A 15786-nucleotide genomic window follows, 5' to 3' on the forward strand; every position below is an offset into this window, starting at 1 on the left:
ATCGATATTGTTTTTTTAATATTCATTTGTGGCATCTACGATTTTATGAATAATTTCATCAAGTAATTTCACTTCATATTGTAGGTAATTTAGATACGATAATACATACTCGTGACTTTCTTCCATTTTTATCAAATTTATCAATCCTAAAATTGTAGCAACAGGTCTTCTTACTTCATGAGATTGCTGCCAAGCGATTTCTTTCAAGCGTTCGTTTTGTTTTTGTATCCTAATTTCTTTTTGCTTTTGGTTTGTAATATCTGTTACTGCCAATACAAAAGTTTCTATTTGCTCATTTTTGTTTTTTATAGGAGATACTTTTGTCAAAAACACCTGTTCTTTGTAATCTACTTCATACGAAACCGTAAGACCTCTCCAAATTTGGGGAATAACTTCTTGTAATTTACGGTATAAGTTGGGAATAAGCATTTCACTAACATGTTTGCCAAAAAAACGGGTTGGTTCGATATTATATATTTTATAGCCTTGCCCACCAGTATATAAGACTTTCATATTTTTATCTATTAAAGAAATAGAACCATCAGGAAAATTTTGTGCAAGAATATCCAAGTTATTTTTGAGGTCTTTAGCCTTTTTGGTCATATTCTTCTGTTGAGTGATGTTTTCCAAACTATGTGCTATACCAATAATAGTTGAGCTTTTATCATAAACAGGCATCATTCTAAATTTCCACCAATTCTCGCCTTCAATTTTTTCTGTCTCAATACTTTCTCCAGCCAATACTTTTTTATAGAGTTCCTTAAACTCTGATTGATAGATAGGCAGGATAAAATCTAGTAATAAATCTCCTTTTTGGGGTTCTCTTCCAAAAATTACTTTGCATATATCTTTAGTAACTTGATTTGTATGAATAATTCTCAAATCTTTACCAATAAAACTTTTTGAATAATTACTGCTTTCATAAAGAGCTTCCATCATATCAAGTGTATGTTCTTGTGTTTGTATAGCTTTTTTAGCTAAAAAATGATGTTCAAGCTGCTCAATTGCTAAACCTGCTAAAGATTTGAGAGTTTCTTTTTCTTTTTCAGTAAGTACACGAGGCTTTTTATCCAAAATGCAAAGTGTACCCAAATTATATTTACCTTCAACTTTCAGAGGCACAGAAGCATAAAAACGCAGTCCAAGTTCTTTACAAATTGAAGCATTTTGTGAGTTGGTAGGCTGCTTTGAAATATCTTGTATTTCGAAAATATCATCTGAAAGAATAACAGAACCACAAAATCCTTTTTCTTTTGGTATTTCTGTTAGGTCTAATCCTTCTACCGATTTAAACCAAACTCTATCTTCATCTACCAAAGAAATAAGAGAAATAGGAGCATTGAATAATTGGGTAGCAAATTTAGTGATTTTATCAAATGCACTATCGGAGGGGGTATCTATTATTTGATATTTTTTTAGAATATTCAGACGTTCTTTTTCAGAATAGGTGTCGAACATAAGAATAATAATATTTTTGGAGGTAATGGTATTTTCATGAGTTTCAATTTAAAACGGATAGGATTATTTTTTGTTTTGTGTTTCTATATGATTTACTATTTATGTTTGTTCTATATAAGATTTTCAAACTATAAAATACTATCATTATGAATCATTTTACTATTGTTCTTAAGAAAGTTTTATCGTAGATATATAAAGTTAAATCACACTTAATTTGCTGTTTGTCGTTGAGGCAATATAAGATTAAGTATAGAAAATATAATTTACTGATTGTAAGTGATTTATGATTTAAAAATAGTCTTTCGATTAATTTCTATTCATTGGTTATAAGACTTTCTTTAAAATTGCAAATTCCCTTTCAGATTCGTAACTTTGTATGTTATTACAAATCAATAGGCTCTGCCATTTTGTCGGTTTCACTTCTATCAATCCTTCTTTTTTATTCATTTTAAATAAATTTTGAGCAAAAAAACGTCTTTGCTTAATTTTTGACTTACAGATAAACTAGAAAAAGATTGATCAAAATCTTCAAAATCAAAAAAGTAAAAGGTAGCTATTTAACAAGCAATCAATACGAACTATATAAAATATTATGTTTAATTCAATAACAAACGTGGTCGCTAAAGTATTCGGTACAAAATCGGAACGAGATCGCAAAAAACTTGTTCCTTATGTAGAGCAAGTAAATTCAGAATATAAGAAACTTCACGGCTTAACTGATGACCAGTTGAGAGAAAAAACTCGTGATGTAAGAGATGAAATAAATCAACATGTTGCTCAAATAGACACAAGTATTGCAGACTACAAAAAGCAAATTGCAGATGAGCCAGAAATGGACATCAATGCAAAAGAAAAAATATTTGTACAGATAGATAAGCTAGAAAAAGATAGAAATATAAAGCTAGATGAAGTATTAGACAGAGTATTGCCACTTGTTTTTGCTATTGTAAAAGATACAGCCAGACGTTTTACACAAAACAAAAAAATTACGGTAAAAGCAACTGACCATGACCGTAGAATTATTCAGAAAAGACAACAAGAAGGACGCTATAACAACGAAATTGAAATTGTAGGTGAAGGAGATAATGCTCAAGCAATATGGCACAACAAATGGACAGCCATGGGGCAAGAAATGGAGTGGAACATGATTCATTACGACGTTCAGATTATGGGTGGCGTAGTGCTTTATGAAGGTAAAATTTCGGAAATGGCAACAGGAGAAGGTAAAACATTAGTAGCTACTCTTCCTGCATTTTTACGTGCTTTGTCTGGAAAAGGAGTTCATGTGATTACAGTTAATGATTATCTTGCAAAACGAGATTCGGAGTGGGTCGCACCTATTTTTGAGTTTCATGAAATGAATGTAGATTGTATTGATAAGCATCAGCCAAACACAGAAGCAAGAAGAAAAGCTTACGCAGCAGATATTACTTACGGAACAAATAACGAATTTGGTTTTGATTATTTGCGTGATAATATGTCTCGTGAAACCGAAGAGCTTGTTCAACGTGGACATTATTTTGCCATGATTGATGAGGTAGATTCAGTTTTGATTGATGATGCTCGTACACCTCTTATTATTTCGGGTCCTGTTCAAGATGCAGGAACACAAGAATACGATATTTTTAAGCCTCGTATAGAAAAACTCGTCGCTCTTCAACGCAAACTAGCACAGGATTTCTTACAAGAAGCCAAACAAAAGATAAAAGCTGGAAACGAGAGTGAAGGTGGTCTATCACTTTTCAGAGCCTTTAGAGGATTGCCAGAATATAAGCCTTTGATTAAGTTTTTGAGTGAGCCAGGTATGAAGGCGTTGCTTCAAAAAACAGAGAATGAATATTTGGCAGATAATGCTCGTCGTATGCCAGAAGCAGATGAGCCTTTGTATTTCTTTATAGAGAAAAAACAAAATAAAGTTCAGCTTACAGAAAAAGGAACAGCAGCCATCACTAAAGATGGAGAAGACCCACGCTTTTTTATTCTCCCAGATGTAGCAACACAAATTGCTCGTATAGATAACGACAAAGACTTTACAGACAAGCAGAAATTAGAAACAAAGGAAAAACTTCTGACAGATTATTCTATCAAAACATCACGTATTCATACTGTAACGCAGCTTTTGAAGGCTTATACGCTTTTTGAAAAAGATACAGATTATGTAGTGATGGAAGATAAGGTAAAAATTGTAGATGAAAAAACAGGGCGTATTATGGATGGTCGCCGTTATTCTGATGGTCTGCACCAAGCCTTAGAAGCAAAAGAAAGCGTAGAAATTGAAGATGCAACTCAAACCTATGCAACAGTTACTCTTCAAAATTATTTCCGTATGTACTACCGTCTTTCTGGTATGACAGGTACAGCAGAAACAGAAGCAACAGAGTTTTGGGAAATCTATAAACTTGATGTTGTCATTATTCCTACTAATCGTCCGATTCAAAGAGATGATAGACAAGACAAAATTTTCCGTTCTGTTCGTGAGAAGTACAATGCAGTAGCTGATGAAATTCAACATTCTGTAAAAGAAGGAAGACCTGTTCTTGTAGGTACAACCACAGTAGAAAATTCAGAGATTTTGAGTAGAATGCTACAAATGCGTAAGATTCCACACGAGGTGTTGAATGCAAAGCAGCATCAAAAAGAATCTGAAATTGTAGCAAAAGCAGGTGTTTCTGGAAGCGTTACGATTGCAACTAACATGGCAGGACGTGGAACAGATATTAAACTTTCCCCTGAATCTAAAAAAGCAGGTGGACTTGCAATTATCGGAACAGAACGACATGATTCTCGCCGTGTTGATAGACAGCTTCGTGGTCGTGCTGGTCGTCAGGGAGATGTGGGTATTTCACAATTCTTTGTTTCTTTAGAAGATCCATTGATGCGTATGTTTGGTTCGGACAGAATTGCTAAAATTATGGATAGATTGGGGTTAGAAGAAGGCGAAGTAATTCAGCATTCTATGATTACAAAATCTATCGAAAATGCACAACGTAAGGTAGAAGAAAACCATTTTGGTTCTCGTAAAAACCTTCTTGAGTATGATGATGTAATGAATCAGCAGAGAGAAGTTATCTACAAACGTCGTCGTAATGCACTTTTTGGAGAGCGTTTGGAGTTGGATATTATGCTTATTTTTGCAAAAGTATCAGACCAGTTAGTACAGATTTATAAAGGAGATTTTGAGTCTTTCCATTTAGAAGTATTTTCTCTTTTAGGAATCCAAACAGACATTACTAAATCTGAATTCCAATCACTTGGCGACCAAACTATTTCTCAACGTCTTTATGAAGAAGCTTACAACGCTTATCGTCAGAAAAATAAAGATATTGCAGCAAAGGTAGTTCCGACTTTAGAAAACATTCATGCAGAACGTGGTAATAATGCAAGAGAAATCATTATTCCAATTACTGACCAGCGTAGAATGGTTCAGATGCCAGTCAATATTGTAGAGACGATAGAGAAAAAAGGAGCGAATTTAGTTTCGACTTTAGAGCAAACAATGGTACTTTCTATCATCGATAATCTTTGGAAAGAGCATTTAAGAAATATGGATGATTTGAGACAGCAAGTACAGATGGCTCGTTTCGAACAAAAAGATCCATTAGTCATCTATAAAATGGAAGCATTTCAGTTATTTAGGTCTCTTTTAGATGAGATTAATCAAGAAATTACTTCTTTCCTTTCTCGTGCAAAACTTCACGAACCTGACCCAGAAGAATTAGAAGCTCTTCAAAATGCACAACGTCGTCAGCTTGAGGCTCAAATGCGTAGAGAACAACAGGCTAAACAGCAAATGGAAGTAAATCGTGCAGAAGATGTTGATACTACAAGTGATAATCAAAGAGCAAACGGAACGCAGCAAAATGTCTCTCCAACTGCTCCAAGAACGGTTTCACAAGAACCTGGGAGAAATGATGTTGTTACGGTTCGTTATAAGAATGGACAAGTAAAACAAGGAAAATACAAAAGTGTAATGAGTGATGTACGAAAAGGAGAATGCGTAGTAATCTAATTACTTTCAATTTCAGAATATTCATATAGCACATATTTACCTTTAAAATCAAAAGCAACTTCGATAAAACGAAGTTGCTTTTTTTATGACTTTTTCAAATTACTATTCTTCCACAAACTCAGTAATAATAGGCTTTATTTTATCAGTCTCTGTAGTTTCTAGTGGGAAAAGATGCATAAACAAAGGTTTTTTAGCCACTACCTTTTTAAGTTTCAAATCCTTATTTCTTGCAAAAATAGAATTCCATTCTGCTCTGGCTACTGCCCAAAAATCGGCATTTTGTTTCCACCAACTGTGAGCTGATTTACAACGAGAATCATCTACCTTTTTATAGATATTCATTCCTTTTTCACTAGCTAACTTCAAGTCTGTCTTATTATCTTGGCGCAAGACTTTATCATTGTCTTGTTCATGTGTCCACCCTCCTTCTATAATTTCGTGATGATTCGTACGGACTGTTACGTTATAATCTTTACGTTTTGAGTATTCTCTTCGTGGAAGTGGTGCATCCGTAGTATTTTCCCAAAAATGACGATCATCTACATGTATCCAACTTGCAGAACCCTCATAACGTGGACTATCATCTACCTGAAATACTTTTTGTGTCCATTGTCCAGCTACTTCTGACTTTGACTTTTGCACAAATTTCCAATTTTTGTCTTTATCAAAAATATAAAAATCAGTGTTTTCATAGCTCCAATCTTGTCGCCAGTGTTTGATAATCATGGTATCATTAGCAATCAAAAGATGCTGCATCGAAACAAAAGTAGGCGTTTCTTCCACTAGCTCAACCCACTCTAAAGCACTTGCCGTATAATTTTCATGAAACTGATAATTTGTATCTACTGCAAAAGTTTCGGCAAAATCAAAACTTACCTCATAACATCCACACATAGATTTAATAGCTTGTTTGTCTTTCGGATTTGGGTCATTATCCGAAGGAGAAATAAAAGCAACACTCAAAATTGTACTAGAAAATAAGCATAAAAATAGAACCGTCGAAAAGAGGAATTTCTTTTTCATAAAAGTGTTTTTTTTAAATAAAATAAATAAAAATGATTAAGTACACAAACAAAACCTATTAGTTGCTGTTTGATGATGCAAATTTATTCTTATTTAGATTAAATAAAAATTATTTTGCTAAAATTATCAATATTTATTTGGAATTAGTCTAAATAAACTTACTTTTGTGTTATCAAAAGCAGTGAAAATGACTTTAAAAAGCATTTAAAGTTTTACAAATCAAACGATTAGCATATTTTGATTAGATTTTTTTAGAAAAATGAATCTTGCTAATTTTTTCACAACCATCAATGACTACCAACATTTTTCAATAGCCATGAAAAAAAATACTCTTTCTATTACTTTTTATTTAGTTATTTTAATTTTTTTAAGTTATAATTTGTATGCTCAAAAAAATAATAAAAGTCAGTTAAAAACAGAGACAGATACTTTAGAAAACATAAAAATGAAAGACTTGGAGCAAGTTGTTATAACGGCTACTCGTGGTGAAAAACTGCTTTCAGAAGTTCCAATTCCCATGACAATTATTGACAAAGAACAAATTGAACAAATGGGAAGTTTGCGTTTGAGTGATATTTTGCAGGAACAAACAGGACTTACGCTCATTGAAGAACATGGGCAAGGAGTTCAGATGCAAGGTTTTGACTCAGATTATACACTTATTTTGATTGATGGCGAACCAATTATTGGACGAACAGCAGGAACATTAGAACTCTCACGCATTGCAGTTGGAAATATTGAGCGTATTGAGATTATAAAAGGAGCAAGTTCTAGTTTGTACGGTTCGGAAGCCTTGGCAGGAGTCATTAATATTATTACCAAAAATCCGAAAGGAACAAAAGGAGATATTTCAGCACGTTATGGAACAAATCAAACAAGCGATTTAGTTCTTTCCTTTCAGACTAAAAAAGACAAATTAGCCATTACAGCTTTTGCTAATCGCTATGGAAGTAATGGGTATGATTTTACACCAAATAATTATGGAAAAACAGTTGAACCATTTCATAATTATACTTTTCAAAGTAAAATTTCTTATCGTTTTACAGATAAAATAAATCTAACTGTTTCGGGAAGGTATTTTGAAGAAAATCAAATTAGTCGTTTTAATTTAGGAACTGAAGAGCAATCAGACAAAGTTTTAGGAGGTGGAAAAATAAGTGATTATAATATTACGACAAATTTAGATTGGCGAATTACTCAAAAATGGCGTACTTATTTTAGATTATATTATTCACAGTATAAAACAGATTCAAAACTTCTTTATAAGAATGATAATTCTGTGTATGAGGAAACATTTTTTGACCAAACTTTTTTCCGTCCAGAATTTCAAAGTGTGTATTCTTTCAATGAAAAGCATTTTCTAACAGCAGGGATTGGAAGCGTCAATGAATCGGTAAGTTCGACTCGTTACACAGACAAAAAATACCTTCAAACCAACTATATTTTTGCCCAACATGAGTTTTTTATTAATGACAAGGCTAATATTACGTTGGGAGCTAGGTTTGATTCGCATTCCATTTATGGCAATCAATTAAGTCCAAAAATAGCGTCTTATTATCAAATTTCGCCTAAAATACGCCTGACAGCTTCAGCAGGAATGGGTTTCAAAACACCTGATTTTAGACAACTTTATCTCAATTTCACTAATAATGTAGTAGGATATTCAGTTTTTGGTACAGAAGAAATAAAACAAGGCGTTGCAGATTTACAACAAGCTGGACAAATAGCTGAAATTGTTTTAAACCCTAATGATATTCAAGAAATCAAGGCTGAAAGTTCTATTTCTTATAATGTTGGAATAAAATATACCCCAACAACAAAGTTACTTTTGAAAGCGAATTTTTTTAGAAATGATGTCGGTAATTTGATAGAAACACAAGTTGTGGCTCGTAAAACAAATGGACAGAATTTATTTAGCTACACAAATCTAAACAGCATTTTTACACAAGGAATGGAAACAGAACTAAATTATTCAATTCTTTCTCCTTCTTCAAATTCTAATTCTTCGCTTACTTTTTCGGCAGGTTATCAATACTTAGAAGCCAAAGACAAAACTGTTTTGGAGGAAATAAAAGACGGAAATTATTTTGCTAGAAATTCAGAAACACTAGAAACAAGACGACTAACAAAGGCTGATTATGGAGGATTGATGGGACGAAGTAATCACATGGCAAATGCAAAATTATTTTATCAAAACTCAAAACATGGTTTTTCGGCAAATATCAGAGCAATTTACAGAAGCAAATACGGTTTTGGCGACCAAAATGGAAATTTGATTTTAGATGCGCCAAATGAATATGTCGACGGCTATACAACAGTTAATATTTCAACAGGAAAACAATTTTTAAAACAAAAACTCAATCTGCAAATCGGAGCAGATAATCTATTTAATTATAAAAACGAAAGTTTTATTCCAACACTTGCAGGGCGTTTGTTGTGGGTAAGAATGCAGTTTTTAATTCAAAAATAAATATTATATCAAGCGTCGACGCTTGAACTATCAAACAACTAAAAAAACAATGAACTCAAAAACTATCAAAAATATCTTTTTCATAACTATTCGTCTGATTTTGGGAGGAATAATGCTTTATGGAGGCTATCAAAAATTTGCAAAACCATTGCCTGAACCTACTCAAATGATTACGCAAATTGAAACCGAAGGCAGTCAAAAACTTAGAGAAAAACCAAATATACTTATTATCAAAAACTACATTTTTGGAATGAAACAAACAGGTTATTTTTGGCAACTTTTAGGAATTTGTGAAATCGTTTTTGGCTTGATGATTCTGAGCCAATATTTGAGCTTTGTCGGTGCGCTGATGCTTATTCCAATCACACTACATATTTTTTTATTCCATCTTTTTCTTGAACCCAACGACATCGCAGAACTCTTTCAAACAGGTGGTTTTTTGGCAATCAATATTATTCTAATTGCTAAAGAACACAAAAAATTCAAACCTCTTTTGTGGATAAAACCTTAGCATTCTTGTACCACAGACATCCCTGTCTGTGAAAAATAAATAAATTTCAAATTCAAACAGACAGAGATGTCTGTCTTACATTAATTCAACCAACTCAAATTTTAACCAGCCATGAAAAACCTTTCTTTAAACGTAATCTTACTTTTAACAACTTGTCTTTTTATTTTTTCTTCTTGTAAAGATGATGATAATGAAGACCCAACTCCAGAACCTTTGACACTAGAAACAGCAAGTAATATTGTTGCAGATCCAATTCAGATTGACCCAACAACAGGAATGCCAATGGGAACAACTGGAAAATTTACGCTTTTTAGTTTGCGTGAAAATAAAATTATTGCCAACACAGATAGTGCTTCTACAAAATGGGATATTGGTTTTAGAGGTTCGACAATTATTGTAAACGGTGGCGCAATCCGAACAGGACAAGGTGGCGCATTTATTTTTGACGGTCTTTTCGAAGAACTCCAAGAAATTCCTGAAAACCAAACATTCAAACAAGATAATTCTGAAACGGATTTGGCAATCACAACAGGTTCTGGAAAAGGTTGGTACAACTACGACCCAACTACTCATGTAATTAGTCCGATTGCAGGAAAAATATTGGTTATCCGTACTGCTGACGAAAAATATGCAAAAGTAGAAATTGTAAGTTATTACAAAGATGCTCCTGCTGACCCAACTACTGCACCTATGGAAGATTCAAGACATTATACATTGCGTTTTGTAGTGCAAAAAGACGGTTCTAAAAAATTCTAAGCAAATGTAAATCTTTAAAAATCAAATCTTGATTTTTTCATTTTGAATATAGACAAAACCTATTTCTAGTAGAGATAGGTTTTTTTTGTATCTTGTTTTCTATTCCTAAAATGCTACTTCTTACTCAAAAAACTACTATGGAACTCCTCTACCTTTGGATTGAAGATTATAAAAATATTTACCGACAAGGATTTAATTTTAGTCCTTTGTATGATTTTGAATTTAAACCAACAAAAGAAGTCGACGGAAAAGTCATTGAGGGAACTTTGACAGATAAAATGAATCCCACCGAACGAGAAACTAAGGAGAAATTTTATAAGGATTTTTTCAAAGATGAAACAACAAAAAATACAGATTATGGAATAAGTAATGTTACGGCTATTGTTGGAGAAAATGGGGCTGGGAAGAGTTCAGTTTTGCATGAAATATTGAATAAAATAAGTGAACCTAGTAATATTAATAGATATGAAATCAAATATGTCTATCTCTTTATAGACAAAGAAAATAAATTATGTCTGTTTCGTGATTCGGAAGAAAGGATAAGAACAAACTTTAATGTAAGGAGAGAGGAAAATAATCCTCTTAAACCATACTACTTTTCTAATGGTTTTACTCCTAACGATTATACCCCTTATTGGGAAAAATCTTATTTTAATAATATACACAAAGCACATGACATCTCACTAAACAATCAGTCTAGGAAGATATTTAAAAATTTAAATAAAATAACAATACCTGACTATTTTTTCCTTTGTGAATCAGAGATTTTTAAGAATGAACTATTTTTTATTAGCCATATTTTACAAAATAAAATAGAAATACCACTTGCAATACCTCAGAAGTCATTAATAGAAATCATAGCACACCAAAAAAGTGAAAATATAAAGAAACTTGAAAAAGATATTGAAAAAATAGTTTATAAGAATTATCAAAATATCTATAAAGACAAGTTTATAAACTTCTTAAAAAAACAGATATTCATTATACTATTAACAGATATTGATGATTCTTCACTGGATAAGTTAAAAGTTTTTCTATCCACTTATGAAAGTTTTGAACCTTTTGTATCATATTTTTTTGAAGGAGGAGGTTTTTCCAGTAATGAGAAAAGACCAGATGAAAATATTTTAAATCATATAAAAGATATTGAGAAAATTCCTGATGAAAATTTTACACAAGATGGTTTGCTCCTAGAAACTGAGAATAAAGATTTATTAAAAGATTTTCTTGAAAGTTACTACCATACTTTGAAAAGGCTTTACCATTTCAAATGGATAACCTCTGATTATAAAATATTGACTTTAAGTAGTGGAGAAAAGTCGCTACTATTCTTATTATCATCTTTATTTGTTCCAGTTGATACTAATTATATATTTTTTCTCATAGATGAAGGTGAGTTTGGTTTACATCCACAATGGCAAAAGCAGTATTTGAAAATCTTGCTTGAAACTCTACCAAAGATATTCCCAGACAAACAAATCCAACTTATTCTTACTTCTCATTCTCCTTTTTTGGTTTCTGATTTGCCGAAAGAGAATGTTATTTTTTTACGTAAAGGTAGAAAGGAAATTGATGGAGAAGAAAAAGAAGGAAAATCTATTGTAGATGATACTTTTAAAGAACAAACTTTTGGACAGAATATTCATACTCTTTTTGCTGATTCGTTTTTCTTGGAAAATAATGGTGGCTTGATGGGAGAATTTGCAAAAGAAAAAATTTATGAAATAGTTGCAAAAATAGATGAAGGCAATCCTACTGAAAAAGAGAAAATTAGATATAGCATTGATATAATAGGAGAACCTTTAATTAGACAAAAACTATTTGAGTTATACACAGAACAATTTACAGATGAGAAAGAAAAATTACAAAATCAGATACAAGAATTACAAAACAGATTAAATAAACTACCATGATAAAATTAAATTATTCACAAGCAACATTAGATGAGTATTTTGCACGCTTAACTAAAGAAGTTACATCTAAAAATAGTGGTATAGAAATTAATATCTTAGATTTAGACAATGAGGGCAAAATAAAAAGATACTATAAAAAATCTATTTTAGGTCGTTTGAAAACAGCCTCAGAAATTAACAACAAAAAGTCTAAAGAAATAGTAAAATTTTATAAGTATTTAATAGAATTTGACATAAACTCAAAAAGCTATCTTAATCTAAAAACTCTATTAGTTGGAACGCCTTCTGAATTAAAAAAAGCTGTTAAATTTATTTTAAAAAATTTTAATACTATAAAATTCAAATCGGTTTCGAACAACAAAAAATTAGATGATAATGAACGAATACTTGAGATTTTTAATTACGAAAATATACGAAAATATCATGGTGTTTTTTTATTAAAACAATTAAATATTAAAGTATGTCCTTATTGTGGTGCAAATAATATTCTGATTATTGAAAGAGAGAATAACAAATTAAAGGCTTTGTGTCAATTTGATCATTTTTTAAGTCAATCAGAATATCCGTATTTAAGTGCTTCAATTCATAATTTAGTACCTTCTTGTTCTTCCTGTAACCATACTAAACTGGATAATCCAAGAAAAATAGTTAATCCTTATGAAAATAGTTTACATGACAGTTTCATATTCAAAGTTGATACAAAAAGTGAATTAGATTTTATATTGAGTGGATATAAAAAAGATAATTTATTAGAAATTCAAATGACTCCTAAGATAAATAATGACACATCACAAGAAGGAATAATAACAAATCATGATGCAGTATTTGGAACTAAATCTCTTTATCAACATCACACAGATATAGTAGCAGAGCTATATTGGAAAGCTCATGTTTATAGCAAGAAATATCGTACTGAACTTAAAACACTAACTAATAATTTAGAAAAAAAACATACTCTCAAATTAGGAAAGTATATTGATGAGTTGCAACATTTGAATTTAACAGATAAAGAAATCAAACGTTTTATAATAGGAAACTATATAGAAGAAAAAGATTTTCTAAAACGCCCCCTCTCCAAACTTACCCACGACATCGCCAAAGAATTAGGTTTGTTGGATTAGTTTCTACCAATTTACCGAACGGTTCGCTTTGAGCGAACCGTTCGGTGATACCACACGAATATAAATCAATTTACCGTAGTTAAAACGAATAAACCTACTCTAAAAAAGAGCAGGTTTTTTTATGAAAAAAAAATTAACACACTTTCACACCAAAAACCTAAACTTAATAAATTATGAAACGTTAGTAACTCTGAAAACGTAGGAAACTTTGAAAATTAATTTAGTTTCCTTAGTTTTGTAAATATAAATAGTATAACATCAAAATAAAATAAGGAGTGAACTCATAAAATGGAAATATCTAATCCACATAATGAATCTAATCAAACTCATTCAGAACAAAATACTGAAAGTCAAGAAGTACAAGAAAAAGAACTGAAAGAATTTGAAACTGTTAAGAAAACAATAGTAGAAGGAGCGCAAGAACTTTTTTGGACATATGGATTGCGTAGCGTTACGATGGATGATATAGCCAGTAAACTTGCTATATCTAAAAAAACATTGTATCAGTACATTCAAGATAAAGCAGAACTCGTTTACCTCTGTGCCGAATATCAGCTTGAAAATGAGCATTGCAATATGGAAGAGGCTTCTGAAAAAGCTAAAAATGCGATTGATCAAGTGTTGAAAATTATGGAGTACAATAGACAGTTTTTTCTCAATTTTCATCCTTCACTGATTTTGGATTTGCAGCGAAGCTACCCAAAAGCATGGAAAATGTTTTTAAGGCACAAAGAAGAAAAAATTATTAAGGGAATAAAAGCAAATATGGAAAGAGGCAAAGAAGAGGGATTATACAGAAAGGATATTGAACCAGAAGTAATCGCAAGAATGCGAATGGCACAAGTCGAATCTATCTTTAATCCTCAAGTTTTTTCTCCAAAATCTCATCATATTGGCGAGGTACAGTTCCAAATTTTCAAACATTTTTTATACGGACTTGTAACTCTGGAAGGACATCAAACACTAACAAAGGCACTAGAAAGCGTAGAGTTTTTTAATTAAAAAAAAACATATTTCAACCAACTATTTTCTCATTTCAATTAATCAATTACTCAATATAATGTATCGATTTTTAACTTTATTTTCTGTCTTGTTTTTATCATTTCTCTCAGTAAATGAACTAAAAGCACAAGAAAATACAACTTCTACCAAAGATTTGGAAAACTATACACTAGAACAATGTATAGAATATGCCATTGAGAATCGTGTAGAAATAAAAAATGCTCAATTAGATAATCAGATTGCAAAAGCTAGAGTAGGAGAAGTTCGTGCAACAGGATTGCCACAAGTAAATGCTTCTCTAAATCTAATCAACAACTACAAAGTTCCTGTAAACTTCTTACCTGCACAGTTTGTAAATCCACAAGCTCCAGAGGGAGAGTTTATAGGTGTAGAGTTTCAACCTCAATATGTCGGACAAGCGCAAATTCAGCTTGAACAACTTGTTTTTAGTGGTTCTTATATTTTGGGATTGAGAGCAGCTTCTACTTATACTCAGCTTTCAGAAAAGCAAGTTACACAGTCTAAAATTGAAGTAGCAGAAGCAGTAAGTAAAGCCTATTATTCGCTTCTTATTAATAGAGAACGTATTGAGCTTTTGAAGCAAAATTACAACCGACTAGATACGGTTTATCAGCAGACAAAGGCATTGTATGAAAATGGTTTTGCTGAAAGAATTGATGCAGATAGATTAAAGGTTTCAGCAAACAATCTCAAAATGGAAATCCAAAACTTTGAGCGTCTGATAGAACTTAGCCAAATGCTTCTCAAATTCCAGATGGGATTAGAGCAAGAAGACAAACTAACCGTTAGTGGTTCGTTGGAAGAGTTGGAAATAAATGAATCTGATGCTTTAGTTGCTCAAATTAATCCAGAACAGCGTATTGAGTTTTCATTATTACAGACACAAAAAGAACTCAATCTACTTCAAATTAAAGAATACAAAGCTCGTTATCTACCAACATTAGGTTTTTTCTTGAATTATGGCTCAAATATGGGTTCTTCAGAAACAAAAGATTTAGTTCCTTTTGCTAGTGATAGATGGGTGGGAAACGGAGCTTTCGGAATTAGCTTGAATATTCCTGTCTTTGATTCTTTCCAAAAACATCATTTGATACAACAAGAGAAATTCAATCTGATGAAAACAGAAAATCAGATGCGTGATTTTTCAAGAGCAGTAAATCTACAAGTTGCGCAATCGCAGATTACACTCAAAAACAGCATTGATAAGCTCAAGTTTCAAGAGGAAAATATGGAATTAGCAAAAGAAATTTTTAGAGTAACCAAAATCAAATACGAAGAAGGCGTAGGCTCAAACTTAGAAGTTGTGGAAGCAGAAACAGCTTACAAAGAAGCTCAAACCAATTATTACTCAGCTTTGTATGATGCGATGGTTGCCAAAATTGATATACAAAAGGCACAAGGAACGCTTTATACAGTTACCAGTGAATAGTAATCAGTTTCCTAAACGACGGCTTTACGCCTCGTTTACGGTTAAAAATCAAAAAACATATTCGTAATTTTTA

10 protein-coding genes are annotated in these 15786 nt (G+C 31.9%); 8 read left to right on the top strand and 2 right to left on the bottom strand.

Annotated elements, in window-relative coordinates; all coding sequences use genetic code 11:
- Window positions 1–15: 15 nt before the first annotated feature.
- The gene (locus WAF17_RS18900; protein ID WP_338763082.1) at window positions 16–1458 is read right to left on the bottom strand and encodes a PAS domain-containing protein; all 1443 of its coding nucleotides are present in this window, start codon (window positions 1456–1458) and stop codon (window positions 16–18) included.
- A gap of 592 nt (window positions 1459–2050) precedes the next feature.
- On the opposite strand from WAF17_RS18900, the gene secA reads away from it, so the two are divergent.
- A complete protein-coding gene (gene secA, locus WAF17_RS18905) occupies window positions 2051–5467 on the top strand; it encodes a preprotein translocase subunit SecA (protein ID WP_338763085.1) in 3417 nt (1138 codons plus the stop codon).
- Between the two features lie 102 nt (window positions 5468–5569).
- Here secA and WAF17_RS18910 read toward each other — a convergent pair whose 3' ends face one another.
- On the bottom strand, window positions 5570–6490 hold the full coding sequence (locus tag WAF17_RS18910) for a DUF6607 family protein (RefSeq protein ID WP_338763089.1): 921 nt from the start codon (window positions 6488–6490) through the stop codon (window positions 5570–5572).
- Between the two features lie 316 nt (window positions 6491–6806).
- On the opposite strand from WAF17_RS18910, the gene WAF17_RS18915 reads away from it, so the two are divergent.
- From WAF17_RS18915 to WAF17_RS18945, 7 genes are all read left to right on the top strand, one after another.
- Window positions 6807–8960, top strand: coding sequence for a TonB-dependent receptor (locus WAF17_RS18915; protein ID WP_338763092.1), 2154 nt, complete (start codon window positions 6807–6809; stop codon window positions 8958–8960).
- Between the two features lie 49 nt (window positions 8961–9009).
- Window positions 9010–9471 carry a DoxX family protein gene (locus tag WAF17_RS18920; RefSeq protein WP_338763094.1) on the top strand — a complete coding sequence of 154 codons (462 nt, stop codon included), beginning with the start codon at window positions 9010–9012 and terminating at the stop codon, window positions 9469–9471.
- Between the two features lie 111 nt (window positions 9472–9582).
- Complete coding sequence (locus WAF17_RS18925; protein WP_338763096.1) at window positions 9583–10227, top strand: HmuY family protein; 645 nt, start codon at window positions 9583–9585, stop codon at window positions 10225–10227.
- Window positions 10228–10364: 137 nt separating this feature from the next.
- Window positions 10365–12140, top strand: coding sequence for an AAA family ATPase (locus WAF17_RS18930; protein WP_338763098.1), 1776 nt, complete (start codon window positions 10365–10367; stop codon window positions 12138–12140).
- Window positions 12137–13261: a hypothetical protein gene (locus WAF17_RS18935; protein ID WP_338763100.1), complete on the top strand. Its 1125-nt coding sequence runs from the start codon at window positions 12137–12139 to the stop codon at window positions 13259–13261. Before WAF17_RS18930 ends, WAF17_RS18935 begins: the two co-directional genes overlap by 4 nt.
- 288 nt (window positions 13262–13549) lie before the next feature.
- A complete protein-coding gene (locus WAF17_RS18940) occupies window positions 13550–14263 on the top strand; it encodes a TetR/AcrR family transcriptional regulator (protein WP_338763102.1) in 714 nt (237 codons plus the stop codon).
- 58 nt (window positions 14264–14321) lie between these two features.
- Window positions 14322–15713, top strand: a complete 1392-nt coding sequence (locus WAF17_RS18945) for a TolC family protein (RefSeq protein ID WP_338763104.1) — start codon at window positions 14322–14324, stop codon at window positions 15711–15713.
- Window positions 15714–15786 lie beyond the last annotated feature (73 nt).

Origin of the sequence: Bernardetia sp. ABR2-2B (genome assembly GCF_037126435.1) — a bacterium.
Lineage (GTDB): Bacteria > Bacteroidota > Bacteroidia > Cytophagales > Bernardetiaceae > Bernardetia.

Coding starts and splice junctions, on each gene's coding strand:
- WAF17_RS18910 (WP_338763089.1), bottom strand. CDS start 6,490: ATGAAAAAGAAATTCCTCTTTTCGACGGTTCTATTTTTATGCTTATTT.
- WAF17_RS18920 (WP_338763094.1), top strand. CDS start 9,010: ATGAACTCAAAAACTATCAAAAATATCTTTTTCATAACTATTCGTCTG.
- WAF17_RS18935 (WP_338763100.1), top strand. CDS start 12,137: ATGATAAAATTAAATTATTCACAAGCAACATTAGATGAGTATTTTGCA.
- WAF17_RS18900 (WP_338763082.1), bottom strand. CDS start 1,458: ATGTTCGACACCTATTCTGAAAAAGAACGTCTGAATATTCTAAAAAAA.
- WAF17_RS18930 (WP_338763098.1), top strand. CDS start 10,365: ATGGAACTCCTCTACCTTTGGATTGAAGATTATAAAAATATTTACCGA.
- WAF17_RS18940 (WP_338763102.1), top strand. CDS start 13,550: ATGGAAATATCTAATCCACATAATGAATCTAATCAAACTCATTCAGAA.
- WAF17_RS18915 (WP_338763092.1), top strand. CDS start 6,807: ATGAAAAAAAATACTCTTTCTATTACTTTTTATTTAGTTATTTTAATT.
- WAF17_RS18925 (WP_338763096.1), top strand. CDS start 9,583: ATGAAAAACCTTTCTTTAAACGTAATCTTACTTTTAACAACTTGTCTT.
- secA (WP_338763085.1), top strand. CDS start 2,051: ATGTTTAATTCAATAACAAACGTGGTCGCTAAAGTATTCGGTACAAAA.
- WAF17_RS18945 (WP_338763104.1), top strand. CDS start 14,322: ATGTATCGATTTTTAACTTTATTTTCTGTCTTGTTTTTATCATTTCTC.